The organism is Streptomyces saintjeani (genome assembly GCF_055409605.1).
Map to the genome: position 1 here is coordinate 5,959,148 of NZ_CP189624.1, position 20,174 is coordinate 5,979,321.

Annotated in this window: 14 protein-coding genes; 5 read left to right on the forward strand and 9 right to left on the reverse strand. The window is 70.8% G+C overall.

Translation table 11 applies throughout. The annotated features are described in order from the left end of the window. Window positions 1–7: 7 nt before the first annotated feature. On the reverse strand, window positions 8–3,208 hold the full coding sequence (locus ACQCO7_RS27295) for a tetratricopeptide repeat protein (protein ID WP_464074278.1): 3,201 nt from the start codon (window positions 3,206–3,208) through the stop codon (window positions 8–10). Between the two features lie 210 nt (window positions 3,209–3,418). Between ACQCO7_RS27295 and ACQCO7_RS27300 the strand changes: the two genes are divergently transcribed. The 5 genes from ACQCO7_RS27300 (at window position 3,419) to ACQCO7_RS27320 (ending at window position 12,254) form a co-directional block, all read left to right on the forward strand. Continuing rightward, window positions 3,419–5,467, forward strand: coding sequence for a thioredoxin domain-containing protein (locus ACQCO7_RS27300; RefSeq protein ID WP_464074279.1), 2,049 nt, complete (start codon window positions 3,419–3,421; stop codon window positions 5,465–5,467). A gap of 186 nt (window positions 5,468–5,653) precedes the next feature. Continuing rightward, a complete protein-coding gene (locus ACQCO7_RS27305; RefSeq protein ID WP_464074280.1) occupies window positions 5,654–6,910 on the forward strand; it encodes a glycosyltransferase in 1,257 nt (418 codons plus the stop codon). Further along, complete coding sequence (locus tag ACQCO7_RS27310; RefSeq protein ID WP_464074281.1) at window positions 6,907–8,529, forward strand: ArnT family glycosyltransferase; 1,623 nt, start codon at window positions 6,907–6,909, stop codon at window positions 8,527–8,529. Before ACQCO7_RS27305 ends, ACQCO7_RS27310 begins: the two co-directional genes overlap by 4 nt. Further along, the gene (locus ACQCO7_RS27315; protein WP_464074282.1) at window positions 8,526–9,689 is read left to right on the forward strand and encodes a glycosyltransferase; all 1,164 of its coding nucleotides are present in this window, start codon (window positions 8,526–8,528) and stop codon (window positions 9,687–9,689) included. Before ACQCO7_RS27310 ends, ACQCO7_RS27315 begins: the two co-directional genes overlap by 4 nt. A gap of 147 nt (window positions 9,690–9,836) precedes the next feature. Continuing rightward, the gene (locus ACQCO7_RS27320) at window positions 9,837–12,254 is read left to right on the forward strand and encodes a galactose oxidase-like domain-containing protein (RefSeq protein WP_464074283.1); all 2,418 of its coding nucleotides are present in this window, start codon (window positions 9,837–9,839) and stop codon (window positions 12,252–12,254) included. A gap of 60 nt (window positions 12,255–12,314) precedes the next feature. On the opposite strand, the gene ACQCO7_RS27325 is transcribed toward ACQCO7_RS27320, so the two are convergent. From ACQCO7_RS27325 to trhA, 8 genes are all read right to left on the reverse strand, one after another. Next, window positions 12,315–14,018, reverse strand: coding sequence for a hypothetical protein (locus ACQCO7_RS27325; RefSeq protein WP_464074284.1), 1,704 nt, complete (start codon window positions 14,016–14,018; stop codon window positions 12,315–12,317). A 127-nt stretch (window positions 14,019–14,145) separates the two neighbouring features. Further along, the gene (locus ACQCO7_RS27330; RefSeq protein WP_464074285.1) at window positions 14,146–14,868 is read right to left on the reverse strand and encodes a Mut7-C RNAse domain-containing protein; all 723 of its coding nucleotides are present in this window, start codon (window positions 14,866–14,868) and stop codon (window positions 14,146–14,148) included. 31 nt (window positions 14,869–14,899) lie between these two features. Beyond that, window positions 14,900–15,541: a TetR/AcrR family transcriptional regulator gene (locus ACQCO7_RS27335; RefSeq protein ID WP_464074286.1), complete on the reverse strand. Its 642-nt coding sequence runs from the start codon at window positions 15,539–15,541 to the stop codon at window positions 14,900–14,902. A 5-nt stretch (window positions 15,542–15,546) separates the two neighbouring features. Further along, window positions 15,547–17,085: an MFS transporter gene (locus tag ACQCO7_RS27340; protein ID WP_464074287.1), complete on the reverse strand. Its 1,539-nt coding sequence runs from the start codon at window positions 17,083–17,085 to the stop codon at window positions 15,547–15,549. Window positions 17,086–17,311: 226 nt separating this feature from the next. After that, entirely contained in the window at window positions 17,312–17,833 is a 522-nt protein-coding gene (locus ACQCO7_RS27345; RefSeq protein WP_464074288.1) for a DUF6879 family protein, read from the reverse strand. A 4-nt stretch (window positions 17,834–17,837) separates the two neighbouring features. Further along, a protein-coding gene (locus ACQCO7_RS27350) for an IS5 family transposase (protein WP_464074289.1) occupies window positions 17,838–18,781 on the reverse strand; the annotation gives its coding sequence in 2 pieces (ribosomal slippage) (window positions 17,838–18,362 and window positions 18,365–18,781; 942 coding nt in all). Between the two features lie 63 nt (window positions 18,782–18,844). Beyond that, window positions 18,845–19,093 carry a hypothetical protein gene (locus tag ACQCO7_RS27355; RefSeq protein WP_464074290.1) on the reverse strand — a complete coding sequence of 83 codons (249 nt, stop codon included), beginning with the start codon at window positions 19,091–19,093 and terminating at the stop codon, window positions 18,845–18,847. A 141-nt stretch (window positions 19,094–19,234) separates the two neighbouring features. Beyond that, entirely contained in the window at window positions 19,235–19,927 is a 693-nt protein-coding gene (trhA, locus tag ACQCO7_RS27360) for a PAQR family membrane homeostasis protein TrhA (RefSeq protein WP_464074291.1), read from the reverse strand. Between the last annotated feature and the right edge of the window lie 247 nt (window positions 19,928–20,174).

Consider the following 20,174-nt stretch of genomic DNA (forward strand, 5'->3'; position numbering starts at 1 on the left):
AGCCCCCTCAAGCCGCCCCCGCCGACACCGCCACCCCCATGACTTCCCGCGCATGCCTCCCCGGCACCATCCGCAGCCGCCAAGCCTGCCACCCCGCCTCCAGATTCACCCCCCGCTCCAGCACCAGCCCATACGCGTCGACGAAGTCACCAAGCTTCTCGTCCCGCAAGTCATGCACCTCCCGCCCGAGTTGGAGCAACTCCTCCTGTGCGACAGCGGTCCCGATCTCGACCCCGCCGGGGGAGGCGTACGGCAGCAGCGTGCAGCGCAGGAAGCGTGCCCAGTCCTCCCCCCGCCGGTCCCCGTACGACGCGAAGAGGGCCATCGCCTCGTCGCACAGCGAAAGCGCCTGCGCCGTACGCGCGTTGCCCGCGTCGACGACGGCGAGTTCGAGGCACGTCCACGCCTCCCCGTGCGCGACCCCGATCCGCTGGAAGTCGGCGCGCGCGTCCACCAGCAACTGCCGGGCGAACCCGGAGTTGCGCAGGGACCCGGTCTGCGCGGCACGCTGATCGCGGGTGACGCGGGCGGAGTGATGGCGGGCGCAGGCCAGGCCGTACACGTCGCGCATGCGCGAGAACATGGTCCGGGAGCGCTCCAACTCGCGGACGGAGCGATCGAGTTGACCCATCTCCTCCAGGGCGAGCCCCAGGTAGTAGACGGTCCACGCCTCTCCCCGCGCGTCCTCGTTCTCCCGGTGCCGCGCGGCGGCGGCCCGCAGATCCTCGGCCGCGAGCACCGCGTCCCCGGCCATCAGCCGGGCCCGCGCGAGCTGCGTCAACGCCCACGCCTCACCACGGGAGTCACGGGTACGCCCGTACAGTTCGAGCGCCCGGTTCAACTCCCCGAAGGCACCGTCGAGTTCACCGCGCCGCAGATTCAACTGCCCCAACTGGTAGTGCGCCCACGCCTCCCCGTGCACGGACCCGCCCCGTCGGTGCAGGACGAGCGACTCGGTGAGCAGCTCCAGCGCCTCGGACAACCGCGCCCGGTCCCGCTCGACGGCGGCCAGCGCGTGCATGCTCCACGCCCGGTCGGTCGCCAACTCCGGTGTCTGTTGCAGGTCGATGGCCTCGCGCAGCTTCACGGCGGCCTCGACCAGGTTCCCCTGGTGATGCAGCGTGATCCCGAGCGAGCACAGCGCCCGCGCGGCCCCGGCGTCGTGATGCGACTGAAGGTACAGGTCGACGACGGACGTCAGCGTCGTGCGCGCCTTGTCCAGCTCACCGAGCTGCCGCGCGGCGATCCCGGTACGCCACTGCACGGACCGCACCAGCAGCCCCCGGTCGATGGACTGCGCCAACTCGCTGATCTCACCGAGCCGGTAGAGGTCACCGCGCAGCAGGCAGTAGTCGCACAGCGCGCCCAGCAGCGAGAGCACGGCGGCCTGGTCGACGCCCTCGGCGTGCCGCAGCGTCGAGGTGATGAAGCTGGACTCGTCGTCGAGCCAGCGCAACGCCTCGTCCAGGGACGTGAATCCGTGCGGGCTGAACCGGTCGGACCGCGTCGACATGTTGCCGTCGACCAACCGGAGCACGGAGTCGGCGAGTTCGGAGTAGCTGACGATCAACCGCTCCTGCGCGGCGACGAGTTCGCTCGTCTCCTCCTCGTCCTGCAACCGTGCGGCGGCGAACGTACGCACCACGTCGTGCAGCCGGAACCGGTCCCCGCGCACCCGGTCGATCAGCCCGGCGCGCGCCAACTCGCCCAGCAGCCGGGCCGCTTCGGTCCGGTCCGTGGCGAGGAGCGCGGCAGCGGCGGCGGCCCCCAGCGAGGCCCGCCCGGCGAGCGCGAGCCGGCGCAGCAGCCGCCGGGTCTGCTCGGGCTGGTCGGTGTAACGCAGCCACAACGCACGGTCGGTGGGCTGTACGGGGCCGTACGCGCCCAGTTCCGTGGCGAGTTGACGCGGCGAACGCGGGCCCAGCGCGGAACCGGCGATGCGCAGCGCCAGCGGGAGGCCGCCGCACAGGTCCAGGACCCGGTCGGTGGACTCCGCGTCGTACGGGCCCGTGCTGTCCTGCGCGGCGGCGGCCAGCAGCTCCTCCGCGCCGGCCGCCTCCAGCGGGCGTACCGGCAACTCGTGGACCCACGCGCCGAGTTCGGCGGGCAGCGGGAGCGGCGTGCGGGACGTCACCAGGACCAGGCTGTCCGAGCGCTCCGGGATCAGGGTGCGGACCTGCGCCGGGTCCGAGGCGTCGTCCAGGACGACCGTGACCGGGAGTTTCGTCAGGTGCTGGTAGTACAGCTCGCTCAGCCGCTTCACCTGCTGGTCCGCCGACGACCGCTCCCGGAACAGGAGTTGCTCGCGCGGCGCGCCCAGCCGGTTCAGCAGGTGCAGCAGCGCGTCCCGCGTCGACAGCGGGCCCTCGTCCGAACTGCCGCGCAGGTCCACGACACACGCGCCCCGGAACTGGTCGCGCAGATCGTGCGCCGCGCGCACCGCGAGTGCCGTACGCCCGCTGCCGGGGTCGCCGTGCAGCACCACCACCGTCGGCCGCGTCCGCGTGGACGCCCGGCCCGCCTGCACCCACTGCCTGATCCTCGCCAGCTCCTGCCGCCGCCCCGCGAACACCCCCGACGACTCGGGGAGTTGGGCGTACGACTGCTCAAGCAGCGTACGGCCGCGCGCGGCTGCGCTCTTGTCGGCGCCCTTCAGCTGCGGGCCCGTCGCCTTCGGGCCCGTCGACGCGCTCAGCACCCGCTGCTGGTCGAGGAACGGGCGGATGCCCCGCACCTCCAGAGCTGTCAGCCACTGGAGCCGGAGCTGTTCGGCCCCGCCCGGCTGTCCGGCGGCGCCGGCGCGGCGGCTCGCGGCCGGCAGGTGCGTGCCGGCTACCTTCACGACCGTCGCGGCGGCGCCGACGACCCCGACCGCGAGGCCCGCGCCGAACGCCGTACCCGTGTCCGTCCCCAGCACCAGGTCGGCCAGCGTCGTCGTCACCGCCGCGACTCCCGCGACCAGCAGGGGAGTTCGGCCGCCCTCCTCGGCGTACCGCTTCCCGAAGCTCACGTTCGCCGCCTCGGTCTCGCTCAACGCCCGTGTGTACGCCTCGTACTCGGCGCCGGCGGTCTCCGCCATGGCGTCCAGCGCCCCGCGCGCCCGCCCGAGCAGCACCTTCCCGTCCGTCCGCCCCCCGGACCTCCGCACCTCCTCCTCAACAGCCCGAACCACCAACCGCTCGGCCTCGACCCGATGACTGTCGCGCATGTCCCGTCCCCCTCCGGCGGCAACAGCTGTCCTTGGTCAAGTGTGCGGCGGGGGGCGCCCGGATGCGAAGGGCAGAACTGGCACCGTCCTGTCACAACTCGCTGCCGGGGACCGGCAGGGAAGGGCGCGGGGGCGCACCGCTGCGCCGCGAGCACCCCCGCACCCCGCGCCGCGAGCACCCCGTAGCCCCTGGTACGCGAGGATGACCCCATGACGAACCGCCTCGCGAACGAGACGTCCCCCTACCTCCTCCAGCACGCCGACAACCCCGTCGACTGGTGGCCCTGGTCGGCCGAGGCGTTCGAGGAGGCCCGGCGGAGCGAGCGGCCGGTGCTCCTGAGCGTCGGGTACAGCTCGTGCCACTGGTGCCACGTGATGGCCCACGAATCCTTCGAGGACCAGCAGACCGCCGACTACCTCAACGAACACTTCGTCAGCGTCAAGGTGGACCGCGAGGAGCGGCCCGATGTGGACGCCGTCTATATGGAGGCCGTGCAGGCGGCGACCGGGCAGGGCGGCTGGCCCATGACCGTGTTTCTCACGCCCGACGCCGAGCCGTTCTACTTCGGTACGTACTTCCCGCCCGAGCCGCGGCACGGCTCGCCCTCCTTCCGGCAGGTGCTGGAGGGTGTGCGGCAGGCATGGACCGGCCGCCGGGACGAGGTCGCCGAGGTCGCCGGGAAGATCGTGCGGGACCTGGGGGAGCGCGAGCTGTCGTTCGGGGACGCGCAGCCGCCCGGCGAGGAGGAGTTGGCCGCCGCGCTGCTGGGGCTGACGCGGGAGTACGACCCGCAGCGCGGTGGTTTCGGGGGCGCGCCGAAGTTCCCGCCGTCCATGGCGATCGAGTTCCTGCTGAGGCACCACGCGAGGACGGGCTCGGAGGGTGCGTTGCAGATGGCGGCGGACACCTGCGAGCGGATGGCGCGGGGCGGCATCTACGACCAGTTGGGCGGCGGCTTCGCCCGGTACTCGGTCGACCGCGACTGGATCGTGCCGCATTTCGAGAAGATGCTGTACGACAACGCCCTGCTGTGCCGCGTGTACGCCCACCTGTGGCGCTCGACGGGTTCCGAGCCGGCCCGCCGGATCGCCCTGGAGACGGCGGACTTCATGGTCCGCGAACTCCGCACGCCCGAGGGCGGGTTCGCGTCCGCGCTGGACGCCGACAGCGACGACGGCACCGGGAACCACGTAGAAGGCGCGTACTACGTGTGGACCATGGACGAACTCCGCGACACCCTCGGCGAGGACGCCGGTCTCGCCGCCCTCTACTTCGGCGTCACTGAGGAGGGCACCTTCGAGGAAGGCGCCTCGGTCCTGCAACTCCCGCAGACGGAGGGCGTGTTCGACGCGGACAGGATCGCCTCGATCCGCGCCCGCCTCCTCGCGAAACGCGCCGAACGCCCCGCCCCGGGCCGGGACGACAAGGTCGTGGCGGCCTGGAACGGCCTCGCGGTCGCGGCCCTCGCGGAGACCGGCGCCTACTTCGACCGCCCCGACCTGATCGAGGCGGCGGTCACGGCGGCCGATCTCCTCGTCCGCGTCCACCTCGACGACCACGCCCACCTCTCCCGCACCAGCAAGGACGGCCAACCCGGCGCCAACGCGGGCGTGTTGGAGGACTACGGCGACGTCGCGGAGGGCTTCCTCGCCCTGGCCGCCGTCACGGCCGAGGGCGTCTGGCTGGACTTCGCGGGCCTGCTCCTGGACCACGTCCTGGCCCGCTTCACGGACCCCGAGTCGGGCGCCCTGTACGACACGGCCTCGGACGCCGAGCAGTTGATCCGCCGCCCCCAGGACCCGATGGACAACGCGACCCCCTCCGGCTGGACGGCGGCGGCGTCGGCACTCCTGTCGTACGCGGCCCACACGGGAGCCGAACCCCACCGCACCGCGGCCGAAAAATCACTCGGCGTCGTCAAAGCGCTCGGCCCCCGGGTTCCCCGCTTCATCGGCTGGGGCCTGGCCGCGGCGGAGGCCCTCCTCGACGGACCGCGCGAAGTCGCCGTCGTGGCAAGGGAGTTGAGCGATCCGGCCGGAAAGAACCTACACCGACAGGCACTTCTGGCCACGGCCCCCGGGGCTGTTGTGGCCTATGGTGTGACGGACAGTGACGAATTCCCCTTGATCGCCGATCGGCCACTTTCGGGAAGTGAAGCAACGGCGTACGTCTGCCGTAACTTCACGTGTGATCTCCCGACGACCGACCCCGATCGCCTGCGCACCGCGCTGACCGGCCCGAACGGTCAGACCACTTGATCATTACCGGCCAAAAAAGAGACCACGTGTCCGGATATACGCAGCTAAGAACAACTCGGCTCTGAAACAAGCTATTTATCGGAAGACCTCCCCCCGTTCACAGTTTCCACTTAGTGTCAGCACATGACGCGACGCATGTGACGCGCCGTCGCGACAGGGGGCACTGAGATCTGGGGGGATCTTTTCTTGTTCACGTCCATCTTCATATCCGCCGTCTCGCTGGCCCTTTTCGGGATGGCCGCCTTCACCCTGTGGTGGCAGATGCACGCCTGGCGTACGCCGGAGGTGCTCGCCTCGACGAGTTTCGGCCAGCCGGACGGGGGTCAGCACACCTCGTTCTCCCTGCTGCTGCCGGCGAGACACGAGCAGGCCGTCCTCGACCACACCATCCGCCGGCTCCTGGAGTCGACCCACACCGACTTCGAGATCATCGTGATCGTCGGCCACGACGACCCCGAGACCACCGAGGTCGCCGAACGCGCCGCCGCCCGCGACCCCCGGGTGCGCGTCGTCATCGACACCCACGAGACGAAGAACAAGCCGAAGGCGATGAACACGGCGCTCCCGCACTGCCGGGGCGGCGTCGTCGGGGTCTTCGACGCCGAGGACCAGGTCCACCCCGAGCTCCTCGCGCACGTCGACCACGCCTTCCGCGCCACCGGCGCCGACGTCGTCCAGGGCGGCGTCCAGCTCATCAACTTCCACTCCAGCTGGTACAGCCTGCGCAACTGCCTGGAGTACTTCTTCTGGTTCCGCTCCCGGCTCCACCTGCACGCGCAGAAGGGGTTCATCCCGCTCGGCGGCAACACGGTCTTCGTACGGACCGACGTCCTGCGGGAAGCGGGCGGCTGGGACTCCAACTGCCTCGCCGAGGACTGCGACTTGGGCGTCCGGCTGTCGTCCGTCGGCAAGAAGGTCGTCGTCGCCTACGACTCCGACATGGTGACCCGCGAGGAGACCCCGGGCTCGCTCATGTCCCTGCTCAAGCAGCGAACTCGCTGGAACCAGGGCTTCCTTCAGGTCTACCGGAAGAAGGACTGGAAGCAACTCCCGGGCTTCGGACAGCGGTTGCTGGCCCGCTACACCCTCATGACCCCGTTCCTCCAGGCGTTCTCCGGCGTCGTCATCCCGCTGAACGCGGCGATCGCGCTCTTCCTCGACGTCCCCGTCGGCATCGCCTTCGTCACCTTCCTGCCGGCCGTCACCGCGCTCGTGACGTTCGTCTTCGAACTCGTGGGCCTCCACGACTTCGGCAAGCAGTACGGCCTGCGCGTGCGCTTCGTCCACTACGTCAAGCTCGTCGTCGGCGGCCCCTTCTACCAGGTCCTCCTCGCGGGTGCCGCGATCCGCGCCGTCTGGCGCGAGCAACGCGGGCGCAACGAATGGGAGTTGACCGAGCACACCGGTGCGCACCTGACCACCCGAGAGGACGTTGCCGCGTGACCTCCACGCTCCCGACGGTGACCACCCCGAAGATCCCCACGCAGCGCACCGTCGCGCCCCTGACCACCCCGGCGCCCCGAGCGCGCCTCTCGAAAAAACCCGATCTCCTGCTGTGCGGCGCCCTGTTGCTCGCCATCCTCGTCGTCCAGGGCTGGAACATAGCCGCCTACCCCACCCTCAGCGACGACGAGGGCACCTACCTCGCCCAGGCGTGGGCCGTCCAGGAGGGCAAGGGCCTCGCCCACTACACCTACTGGTACGACCATCCCCCGCTCGGCTGGCTCCAGTTGGCCCTGCTGACCTGGATCCCCAAGGCCCTCGACCCCGCCGCGATGACCGTCGGCTCGATGCGCGCGGTGATGCTCGTCGTCACGGCGTGCAGCGCCACCCTGCTGTACGTCCTCGGCCGCCGCCTCTCCCTCCCGCGCTGGGCCGCCGGACTCGGCATGGCCCTCTTCGGGCTCTCCCCGCTCTCCGTCGTCCTCCAGCGGGAGATCTTCCTCGACAACCTCGCGGTGATGTGGACGCTCCTCGCGTTCACGCTGGCCGCCTCCCCGAGCCGCCATCTGTGGCACCACTTCGGCGCCGGGATCGCCGCCGCGACGGCCGTCCTGACGAAGGAGACGATGCTCTTCGTCCTGCCCGCCGTGCTGCTCACGATGTGGCGCCACAGCCACCGCGACACCCGCAAGTTCGCCCTCACCGGCGCGATCACCGCGTGCGTCCTGATCGGCGTCTCGTACCCCCTCTTCGCCCTGCTGAAGGGCGAGTTGTTCCCGGGAGGCGGGCACGTCTCGCTGTGGGACGGCATCAAGTACCAGATGACCAGGCCGGGTTCGGGCTTCATCCTCGACAACGGCTCGGGCGGGCACGGGGTGTTGCAGTCCTGGCTCTACTACGACACCGTCCTGATCGTCGGCGGCCTCGCGGGCGCGCTGCTGCTCCTGGTCACCTGGCGCTGGTCGGTCACCGCCCGCGCGCTCGCCGGGCCCTCGCTCGCCGTCGCGATCCTGGCGGCCGTCGCGCTGCGCCCCGGCGGCTACCTCCCCGCGATGTACATCATCCAGGCGCTGCCGTTCCTCGCCCTGGTCCTCGCCGGCGCGGTCGCCTCGCTCGCGCACACGATCCTGCACAAGCGGCGCGGCTCCGCCGAGCACCACTGGGTCAGGTACGGGCGGTACGCGGTCGCGGCGACGCTCGCCGTCGCCGCCGCGCTGTACGTCGTACCCCGCTGGTACGACGGCGACCGCACCGCCGTGACCGCCGACGCGAACGGTCCCTACCGGTCGGCGGCGAAGTGGCTGGACCACCGGGTCGCCGACCCCGCCGCCACCCGCGTCCTCGTCGACGACGCCCTCTGGCTCGACCTCGTGCACGCCGGGTACCGACCCGGCCTGGGCGCCATCTGGTTCTACAAGGCCGACCTCGACCCGGCGGTCACCAAGACCCTCCCGAACGGCTGGAAGGACGTCGACTACGTGGTGGCCTCCCCGACGGTACGGCGCGACGCGCGCGACCTGCCGACCGTGAAGGCGGCGCTGACGCACTCGACGCCCGTCGCCGTCTTCGGCATCGGCGAGGACCGCATCGAGATCCGCAAGGTCGGAGGCGCGCTGTGAGCCAGGAGTACACCGCACCGGTCCCCGACGTCCGCGAGGACGACATCCCCGAACCCGGCGCCGTCACCATCGTCGTCCCCACCTTCAACGAGTCCGCGAACATCCGCCGACTCCTGCGCCAGATCCGGGAGTCCGTCCCCCGCAGCCTCCCCTGCGAGGTCGTCTTCGTGGACGACTCCACCGACGACACCCCCGAGGTGATCCGGGACGCGGCCGAGGACTGCCCGTTCCCGGTGACCGTCCTGCACCGTGAGGAACCGGTGGGCGGCCTCGGCGGCGCCGTCGTCGAGGGGATCCGGGCGGCCGGGTCGGACTGGGTCGTCGTGATGGACGGCGACTGCCAGCATCCCCCGTCCCTGGTGCCGGAGCTGGTGGCGACCGGCGAGCGCTCCGGCGCCGTACTCGTCGTCGCCTCCCGGTACCTCAAGGGCGGCAGCCGCGCCGGGCTCGCCGGCGGCTACCGGGTCGCCGTCTCGAAGGGCGCGACCTGGCTCACCAAGTCCCTCTTCCCGCGCAGGCTGCGCGGGATCAGCGACCCGATGAGCGGGTTCTTCGCGATCCGGCGCAGCGTCGTCAGCGCCGACGTCCTCAAGCCCCTCGGCTACAAGATCCTCCTCGAACTCGCCGTCCGCAGCAGGCCGGAGCGGGTCGCCGAGGTGCCGTTCGTGTTCCAGGAGCGGTTCGCCGGGGAGTCCAAGTCCACGGCGAAGGAGGGGATGCGGTTCCTGCGCCACCTCCTCGGGCTGCGCACCGCCTCGCCCCTCGCCCGCATGATCGGCTTCGGCCTGATCGGGCTGAGCGGGTTCCTGCCCAACCTGGTCGCGCTGTGGGCGCTGACCCGTGCCGGGCTGCACTACCTGCCCGCCGAGATCCTCGCCAACCAGTTCGGCGTGGCCTGGAACTTCGTCCTCATCGAGCACCTGCTCTTCCGCGACCGGCGTGCACACCGCCGCTGGTGGGACCGGGTCGGCAGGTTCGCGCTGCTCGCCAACGCGGACCTGGTCCTGCGCATCCCGCTGATCGCGCTGTTCGTGCACCGGTTCGGGATGGGCGCGCTCTCCGCGACCGCGCTCGCGCTGGTGACGACGTTCGTGCTGCGGTTCGTGGGCACCGAGGCGCTGGTGTACCTGCCGAGGAAGAAGAAGCGCACGACCGCGTGACCTGTTCGTGAGCAGCCTGTCGAGGCCGGTCGCCGGAAGCCGCGCGACGCCTCACCCGAAGCCGCGCGACGCCTCACCGAAAGCCGCCCGACGCCGGTCAAGAGCCGCCCGGCGTCGGCCGGTTGCCCCATCCCCGAAGGGAGCCGCATGAAACTGCCCCTCAACCACCGCAGAAAGACCGCCCTGTTGGCCGTCGCCGGCCTCACCGGCGGCCTGCTCCTCACCTCCCCGCAGCCCGCCTCCGCCGCGAACCTCGTCCTCAACCCCGGCTTCGAGACGGCCGGTTCGGGCGACATGCCGTACTGCTGGGAGAAGTCCGGCTGGGGCGACAACGACTTCACGTTCACCACGACCTCGGACGCGCACTCCGGGTCGAAGGCGATGAAGGTCGAGCTGACCCGGCGCGTGAACGGCGACCGCAAGGCCCTGATCACCGAGTCCGCGGCCTGCGCACCGACGGTCGTACCGGGCAAGCAGTACGACCTGTCCCTCTGGTACAAGTCGACGACCCCCGACACCTCCCTCACCCTCTTCCGGCACGACGCCACCGCCGGCTGGCAGTACTGGACCGACCTCAAGACCCTCGACCTGGCGGCGACTTGGGCCCAGGCGAGCGTCCGCACCCCCGAGGTCCCCGCCGGCACCGACCGGATCACCTGGGGCGTCTCCGTGTACGGCACCGGCTCGGCGACGACCGACGACTACACGATGGAGCAGGTCCCGGACGTCACCCCGCCGCCGACCTGCACGGGTACCAACGCCCAGTGCGCAGACGGCAGTTGGAACGTCCTCCCGACGCAGAACCCGGTCCGCTCGATGCACTCCGTCGTCCTCAACAACGGCAAGGTGCTGATGATCGCCGGCTCCGGGAACAGCGAGGAGCAGTTCGCGGCCGGTACGTTCACCTCCGCCGTGTACGACCCGGCGAACGGCACGTACAAGGTCGTCCCCACGCCGAAGGACATGTTCTGCTCCGGGCACGTCCAGCTCCAGGACGGGCGCGTGCTGGTGATGAGCGGCAACAAGGCGTACCCGGTCGCCGGCGGCCACGGCTACGAGGGGTACAAGGACTCGTACGTCTTCGACCCCGTCACCGAGACGTACAGCAAGACCAACGACCTGAACGACGGCCACTGGTACCCGTCCGCGACCGTCCTCGGCGACGGTGACGTGCTCTCCTTCGGCGGGCTGCGCGAGGACTCCTCCGGGTCCGTGACCGCCGAGCGCTGGTCCGACGCCGAGCAGCAGTGGCTGCCGCTGTGGCGGGTCAACCAGACCTGGTCGTACTGGGGGCTGTACCCGGCGATGGTCCTCATGCAGGACGGCCGGCTCTTCTACACCGGCAGCCATGTCTTCGGGAACAACATCCCGGGGACGGGTTCGGCCGTCTACGACTACGACGCGAACACCGTCACCCAGATCCCCGGCCTCCAGAACAAGGACCAGCGCGACCAGTCCGCCAGCGTGCTGCTGCCCCCGGCGCAGGACCAGAAGGTCCTCACCCTCGGCGGCGGCAACATCGACTCCAACCCCGAGGGCAACCGCCTCACCGACCTCATCGACCTCAAGCAGCCCAACCCCGCGTACGTCGCCGGCCCGCCGATCCCGCAGGGCACCGTCGACCTCGGCAACGGCCCGGTCCAACAGACCGGAAACCAGGGGAAGATGTACGTCTCCGCGGTCCTCCTGCCCGACGGCAAGGTCCTGGAGACCGGCGGCGCCCTGCACAACCGCGCCAACCCCGTGTACGAGTCCTCGCTGTACGACCCGGCGACCAACACGTTCGACCAGGTGGCCGCCGATCCCGAGGCGCGCGGCTACCACTCCTCGGCCGTGCTCCTCCCGGACGGCCGGGTGCTGACCACCGGCGACAACCCCGGCAACGGCACCTGGAACCACAACGTGTCCGTCTACTCGCCGCCCTATCTCTTCAAGGGCCCGCGTCCGGCGATCACTTCACTCATCGACACCGAGTGGCAGTACGGCGACACCCAGCGCATCACCGTCGACCGGCCCATCGCCAAGGCCGAGCTGATCCGTCCGGCGGCGGTCACGCACTCCTCCGACCCCAACCAGCGGTTCGTGGACCTGCCGCTGTCGGTGGACGGCAACAACGTCGACCTGAACGTCACGAGCAACCCCAACCTGGCGCCGCCCGGCTGGTACATGCTGTTCGCGGTCGACGCCAACGGCGTTCCCTCGGTGGCGAAATGGGTCCACCTGACCGGCCCGAAGGCGCTCGCGCTCGCCAAGACCGAGGCCGCACCCCATGTCCACGATTTCGCCGCCAAGTTGACCGGCAAGGTCACCGGCCCCGGCGCCAAGAAGCAGTCCCAGAAGGTCAGTCCGACCATCTCCGGCTGCGACCGCCACTACGGCTCGGTCAACGTCTGCGTACCGACGACGTTCCCGGCCGACGTGAAGAAGACGACGGCCGCGCGCTGCGCGTGGCTCGCCAAGAACGAGTACGGCCGTCTGACCGTCAACGGCGGTGACGATCCGCTAGGGCTGGACCCGAACCGCAACAAGGTGGCGTGCGACGCGAAGGATCTGAAGCGCGGCTGACCTTTCGAGGTGGGCAACAGGAGCCCCGTACCCGGCACTCGACCGGGTACGGGGCTCCGCTCATTCCGCCTTGCGCAGCGGGCAGCTCACGGGCAGGACCCGCTCGGACAGCTGCCCCGCGAGGTGCGTGTCCGTGAGGTCCGCCTCGGCCAGCCAGTCCGCCGCCGTCAACTGCTCGACCAGGTCCTTGAGTTCGTCGGTGTCGACCGGGACCCACGCGGTGAGCCTGTCCAGCGCGATGCCGTTCCCGCCGGGGCCGAGGCGGCCCGACGCGTCGGTCTGGGCCGCCAGGGCCAGGGTGAGCAGCCGGGTGGTGGCCGGTGCCTTCTTCTTGCGGAGCTTCTTGTCCGAGACGACCCGCTGGGCCCAGCCGGAGAGCTTGGGCCGCATCTTCTTGCCGAACGTGAACGGGCCCGCCTCGTCCTCGGCCGGCACCAGCGAGGGGACCGTGATCGGGGTGGGGTTCTCCGGCCGGGAGGCGAGCAACTCCTCGGCCGTGCACGGGATCTCCAGCCAGCCGCTGCCGGTCAGCTCCTCGACGAGGGCCTGCGGATCGGTCAGGCCCAGGCCCGCGAGGTCCTGGCCGACAAGGTTGCCGGTGCCCGTGTGCGCCGTGCGCAGCGTCAGCATCAGCACCGCCAGCCGGGCCTCCGGGCCGGGCAGGGGCGCGTGCTCGGCGACGTACGCCAGGACCGCGCGCGCGTGCTCCCACTGGGTCAGGCCGGTCAGCAGCCGGGTCACGGCCGGGCCGTCGCCGTCGACGACACCGTCGACCGGGCCGCTGTAGGCGATGCCGGTGCCCGTGCCGGTGCGCTGCTCGTGCTGCATACGGATCGTGGCGGCGGCCTGCTCGGCACGCTGCGCCTCGAACCGCAGGACACCCTCCAAGGTGGCGTCCGCCCACGCGACGAAGGCGCGCGCCTTGCGCTCCTGGAGGTCGGCCAGGACCGAGAGGTCGGGCTTGTCGCGCTTCTGGTAGGCGCGGAAGAGGTTCCCCAACTCGATGAGCTCGTCCCGCAGTTCGACCGGGCGCAGGTCGTGGGGGATGACGCGCTGGGCGATCTTCGCGATCTGCGGGCGGCGGCGGGCGGGGGCCGTCTTGGGCGCGGGGCGGGGGGCCGGGAGGGGGGTGGCGGGCTGGTGGTCGGAGAACTGGGGGGTGATGGGCTGGTGATCGGAGAACTGCGGGACGGCGGGGCGGCCGGGGGGCGTACCGGTGCCGGGGGCCGTGGCTGCGGCGGCGTGCGCGGGGTTGTGTACGCCCCCGGCTGCGCCTGCGCCCCCACTCGCGCCTGCGCTCGTACCCGCAACAGCCGACCGTTCGGCCGCCTGCCCCCCGGCTCCCTGCGCGGTGCCCACCGTCCTGGCCCCGGGCGTGGCCGCGACACACCGCGAGCAGCACTCCATGGCCTGCCACCACCGCCCCTCCCGGTCGGTGACCACGGCCAGCACGACCGGCCCACCGCACCGCCAGGGCTCGGCCCGAGGGGTCCGCCCGACGGCGGGCATGTGCGTACGGCAGCCGTCGGCCCTGCACGCGCAGTACACCCCGTCCCGGGGAGCCGGCGCGGCACGCAGATGCGCCTTGAGGTGAGCGACCGCAGCCGCCCGCCCCTCGGCCGCGGTCGGAAAGCGCTGCTCGGCACAGGCGGGACGACTGCACGACACCCGCACCACCCCGCCCCGGCCGACGGGGTCCAGCCGCACCGTCCACCGGCGCCCCGGCACCCGCTCGTCCACCCCGCCCACCTCGGCCTGCGTCATCCTGTGTCTTCCTCCCGTGCCCTGCCCAAAATGCTAGCCGCCGCCACCGACAGTGCCGAACGGCCTACGCGGACGCCGAAGCCACCGTACGGGGGCGCCGACGGCCCTGGGAAACTCAGAGCCACGCTCAGCCCGGCTCCCCCCGGAAACTCACCGCCTCCGCCACGATCGCCTCCAGCTGCTCGTGGTGCGCCCCCTTCCAGTACGCCTTCCCGCACTCCCCGCACTGCGCGAACACGTCGTACGACGCCTGCGTCCCCTCGCGCAGGCGGTCCGCGACCTCCGCCTTCGTCGCCGGGCGGAGCAGGCCGTTGCAGGAGGTGCAGCGGGTCCAGGGGGAGAGGGTGGGGGCGAAGCGGGTGAGGGTCTCGCGGAGCTGGGTGCCGGGGGACGTGTCGTAGACGTACGCGCCCGCCCAGAGCTCGCGGCGGCGCAGCAGGCCCCGGTCCCGGCTCAGGAGGACGCGTTTCTCGGCCGCCGAGCGGGACGCCAGCGCGGGATCGCCGATGTCCGTCGACTCGTACGCCGTGTCCACGCCCAGCAGGCGCAGGCGCCGCGCCAGGGTGCCGAGGTGGACGTCGAGGAGGAAACGCAGGGGCGCGCCCGGGACCCGCTGGGGCAGGACATGCGCCCGCACCTCCACCGACTCGCCGGGGGAGGGGACGTACGAGGCCGGCACCTCGCGGCCGTCCACCACCAGCGCCCCCACCTCCGTGAGGGGCACTCCGGCGGACTCCACGACGTGGCCCAGCGTCGAGACGCCGTCGATCCTCAGGGTCGTGGTGGCGCGGCGGACGAAGAGGGAGAGGGCGGGGGCGACTCGGAAGTGGATCTGCGGTGCGGTCGTCACCCGGCCAGCATGGAGGCGCTCGCCGGTCCGCTCAAGAGGTTTGCTGCCGCAGCCCCGGCGGACCCTTCTCCAGTACGTCGAGGGCGCGGTCGAGCAGGTCCAGCAGGTCGTCCTGGAAGTCGTTCTCCGCCCAGTACAGCACGATCTCCGACAGCCCCCCGACCAGCGACATCGTGTAGACCCGCGCCTCCAGGCCGTCCTTCTCCCGGCCGGTCCGGGAGGCGACCGCCTCGGCGAGCAGCTTCCCGGTCACCGACATGCTCTCCATCATCCGGGAGCGTACGGCGGGGACATGGGCGAGGAGGTGGGAACGGAGCCGGGTGTTCTTCTCCTCTTCAGCGGAGAGGCCCGCCCGCACCGCGAGTCGCATGATGTGCCGAAGGGACACCATCCACGGCTCGTCGGCGGGGCGTTTCGCCAGTTCATGGAGGAGCAGCGAGTCGAACTCGTCCGTGAGGACGATGTCCTCCTTCGTCGGGAAGTACCGGAAGACCGTGGACGGCGACACCTCGGCGCGTTCGGCGATCTGCTCGATCGTGGTCGCCTCGTACCCCTGCTCCCCGACGAGGGCGTACGTCGCGGTGCGGATCGCCGTCCGGGTCTTGATCTTCTTCCGTTCACGCAGACCGAGGGGGGAACCGGCGTCGAGGGAGAGGTGACTGGGGGGTGCCATGTACCTCATTGTCGTGCATCGGCCTGGTCAGGGACCACGTCCACAGCCTCGGGCGCCCCGTCCTCGGCCCTCGGCAGGAACGCCGCCGCCAGCAGCGCCGCGATCAGCGCGCAGACGCCGCACACCAGCAGCGCGAGGTTCATGCCATGGACGTACGCACTGTTCGCGGAAGCACCGAGACCGGGAACCCCGGCCTTCTCCGCCACCAGATGCGCCGCTACGACGGACTCCCCGGCCGTGTGCGCGAGGCCGGACGGCAGTCCCGTCACGTCGAGCCGGTCGCGGAAGTCGCTCGCGATGAGGCTGCCGAGCAGCGCGATGCCGATGGCCGCGCCGACCTGGCGGAGCGTCATCAGCAGCCCCGCCCCGCTGCCCGCGCGGTCACGCGGCAGGGCGCCGAGCGCGCCGTCCATGGCGGGGACGACGGAGAACCCGAAGCCGAGGCCGGTGATGGAGAGCCACAGCGCGGTGAACCCGTACCCGGAGTCCACCGTCGTACGGCTCCCGAGGAGCGCGGAGAACGCCAGCACCGCGAGCCCGGCGCTCACCACCGCCCGCGCGCCGAACCGCTCCACGACGGGTTGCGCGGCGCGCGCGGCGACGAGCAGGCCGCCCATCATCGGCAGCAGCCGTACGCCCGTGCCGAGCGCGTCGTTGCCCAGGACGGTCTGGAGGTACAGGGGGAGGACGAACAGCAGGCCGGACAGCACGAACATCACCAGCGTCGCGGCGAGCGTGTTGAAGAGGAAGCCGCGCTGGGAGAGCAGGGACATGTCCAGCATGGGCCGCGCCATACCGCGCTCGCGCAGGACGAGGCCCGTGAGGAGTACGGCGGACAGCGCGAACATCGCGACGATCAGCGGGTCGCCCCAGCCGCGCGTCGGCGCCTCGATGATCGCGAAGATCAGCGCGCCGAGGCCGGACGCGGTGAGCGCGGCGGACACCGTGTCGACCTTGGGGGAGGAGGGGTCGTTCGTCTCCGGGAGCAGGAAGACACAGGCGGCGATGCCGATCGCGGCCATCGGTACGTTGACCAGGAAGACCGAGCCCCACCAGAAGTGGTTCAGCAGCCAGCCGCCGATGATCGGGCCGAGCGGCAGGCCCAGCGAACTCGCGGCGGAGATGATGCCGACCGCCTTCGTACGCTCGTCCGCGCCGAACAGGGACGGCAGGACGGACAGCGCGAGCGGGGTGACCAGCGCGCCGCCGATGCCCATGAACGCGCGGGCCGCGATGACCCAGTTCACGTCGCCGGCGAGCGCGCCCAGGAGGGAGCCGGCGAGGAAAAGCACCAGTCCGACGACCAGCATCCGCCGCCGCCCGAACCGGTCACCGAGGAGCCCTGCGGGGAGCATCAGCGCGGCGAACACGACGACGTACGCGTCCGCCATCCACTGCTGCTGCCCGATCGACGCGCCGAGATCTCCGGCCATCGTGGGCAGGGCGACGTTGAGGATCGTGAGGTCGAAACCGAGGGTGAGCATGCTGGCGACGAGCGCGCCGAGGGCCCACCAGCGGCGGGGGTCGGGAGTGACAGTGTCCATGAAATGAGAGTAACTCTCAAAAGGTGGCAACAGTCAATCGGACTTGACTGTCTCTTTGCTTGGGGGTGCTTCCGAAACCCCGCCGGACATGACGAAGGCCCACCACCCGCATCCCGTCGAGGTGGACGGGAGGGGTGGCGGGCCCGGGGCGTGTACTCCGCCAGCCGTTCCCCGAGTCGGGCCGCCGGCTCCCTCGGCAACCTCGTCAAGCGCAGCTGATCTTCGTCTAGCTCATGTTGCAGCGATAGACACGGAACGGAACGGAACTTTCTAGTGCGAGATCCCGCCACGCGAGATACCTGCCGATATCCGGTTCCTGGATCAGCTCCCGGCTGATCTGGGTGCCATCGGTGCGGTAATTGAGATGGACGACGGTCTTTTCGTCGAAGAGCCAGAAATCCTGCGCGGGCAGTCCGGGGTTCGGCCGATCGGTCAGATCGATGATGCGGTAGTCCTCCCCCGCCTCGACATTTCCGGGGATGCACCATTCGAAGAGATAGCGGCTGTAGGACGTGAGCGGCCGACGCACGATCTTGGCGCGGGTCATGGTCCGCCCCGCCGCCGCGTGCCCCCGGACGGTCTCGTACCACGGCGCGTTGAAGTCCTCCGGCCTCGGCTCCCCGGCCTGGAAGGCCCGGACCGTTTCCGCCTCTGCGGGCATGGTGTACGTCTGGTGCACTTCGAGCCGGAACGCGGAGCGCTCGAAGTCGCGGAAGTACGCCTGCCACTCCTCGCCGTCCAGCAGCACAGGGCTAGGTCGTTTCTGATGGCTCTTGGACGGTGTCGCGGAGCCAGATGACGATCGCTGTGACGGTCAGGGTTCCGTTGAAGATGTAGTCGCGCTTGTCATACCTCGTTGCGACAGCGCGGAACTGCTTCCACTTGTTCACACACCGCTCAACGGCGTTGCGGCGGCGGTACTGGGTTTTGTCGAAGGCCGGGGGCCGGCCCCCGGCCCGTCCGCGGTTCTTGCGGTGGGCCCGCTGGTCGTCGGGCTGCGCGATGGTGGCCTTGATACCGCGCCGCCGTAGGTAGGCCCGGTTGTCGCGGCTGGAGTACGCCTTGTCGCCACGGACCCGGTCCGGCCGGCTGCGCGGGCGGCCCGGTCCACGGCGCCGGATGCGCAAGCCGTCCAGCACCGGCGCGAACATCGGGCTGTCACCACGCTGGCCCGGCGAGGTCAGCCAGGTCAGCGGGCGGGCCCGGTCGTCGGACAGCAGATGGACCTTGCTGGTCAGCCCGCCCCGCGAGCGCCCCAGTGCCTCGCGTCCATCTGCCTCCTCGCGCGTTCCGCCCCCTTTTGCGGGTGGTCGGCCGGAGGCTTGCGGGGCGCTCCGGCCGCATGCTGATGCGCCCGGCAGGAGGTCGAGTCGATGTTGACCGCCCACTCCTGCCGGGAGGTTTCGCGGGCGTGGGCCCGGTCCGGGTCGCCGGCATCCGCTTCGATCTGCAGCTCTTCCAGGATGGTCTGCCAGGTTCCGTCGGCCGACCAGCGGCGATGACGCTCGTAGACGGTCTGCCAGGGCCCGTACCGTTCCGGCAGATCAGGCCAGGGAACCCCGGTCCGGGCCCGGAACAGCACCCCGTTGACGACCTTCCGGTGATCAGCCCACTGCCCGCCCGGCCTGCCGTTCCCGGGCAGAAAAGGCTCGATCTTGTGCCACTGCGCGTCCGAGAGCTCGTGTCGCCGCACCATACGAGCGGCCTGCCCACGCGACAACGAGATCCACCCCGCCCATCAAGAGCCATCAGAAACGACCTAGAGCCACCCTCGGGCACGAGCGGCCTCCTTCAGGATGTCTTCCGGGATGAGTACGACCGACTCACCGTCCGGCGTCGGGTGAGCCACGTCGTAGCCCTGGACTGCCAGCATCCCGGGTTCCGGCGTCGTGTACACGGTCGGGCAGTCGCCGTTCCCGCACTTGTCGTCGCCGCCGCTGCCGCACGGCCCGCCGGCGACGATCCGCAGTTCGTCCACTGAACCCCTCCGGTTCTCTGTGGTGAGCAAGCTACGGACCGTCCTACCCCCGTCACAAGGACGGCCAGCCGTCCAGTCACGTAGTTGCATAGAGACGACGTGAACCAGCACCGCGAGAGGGCATGGAAAAGGCCACGGCATCGAACCGTGGCCTTGAAAGTCGTGCGGGGTCTACCCGTGCTGATAAGCCACCAGCGAGATCCCCACGTAATGCACCACGAACGCCGCCAGCGTCAGCGAGTGGAACACCTCGTGGAAGCCGAACCAGCGCGGGGAGGGGTTCGGCTTCTTCATGCCGTAGATCACGCCGCCCGCGCTGTAGAGGACACCGCCGACGATGACCAGGACCAGGACCGCGATGCCGCCCGCGCGCATGAAGTCGGGGAGGAAGAAGACGGCCGCCCAGCCCATCGCGATGTAGCAGGGGGTGTAGAGCCAGCGGGGTGCGCCGACCCAGAAGACCCGGAAGAGGATGCCGGCCGCCGCCGCGCCCCAGATGCTCCACAGCAGCCACGTGCCCTTCGAACTCGGCAGCAGCAGCATCGTCAGCGGGGTGTAGGTGCCCGCGATGATCAGGAAGATGTTGGCGTGATCCAGCCGTCGCAGGATGCCGTCCATGCGGGGGCTCCAGTTCCCCCGGTGGTACACCGCGCTCACGCCGAACAGCAGGCAGGCGGTCAGGATGTAGATCGCGCAGGCGATCCGGGCCTTCGGCGAGTCCGCGAGGGCGGTCAGGAACAGGCCCGCGATCAGGACGGTCGGGAACATGCCCAGATGCAGCCAGCCGCGCAGCTTCGGTTTGATCGGCTCGGCGAGGTGCTGGGCCTGCTGCTTGAGCTGGTGTGGCAGGGAGGGCGCAGTCATACGCGAAATCGTACCTACGGAGCCGTAAGTTACGTATCAGTACGACAAGACGACCAGCGCGGAGTGGCCATCCTCTCACGGGCGTTGCGGCCCACGGAAGGGCGCCTGTCGACCCGTAGAAGTCGGCAAAGTTCCGCCGTTCGCCCCACCCGCGCCACCCCCTGTTCCCCTCTGCGGTCGCGCGAACACGTGGCGAGCCTCACTCCGCTCATATGTGACGCCCTCTGGACAGATGCGCCGACCCGGC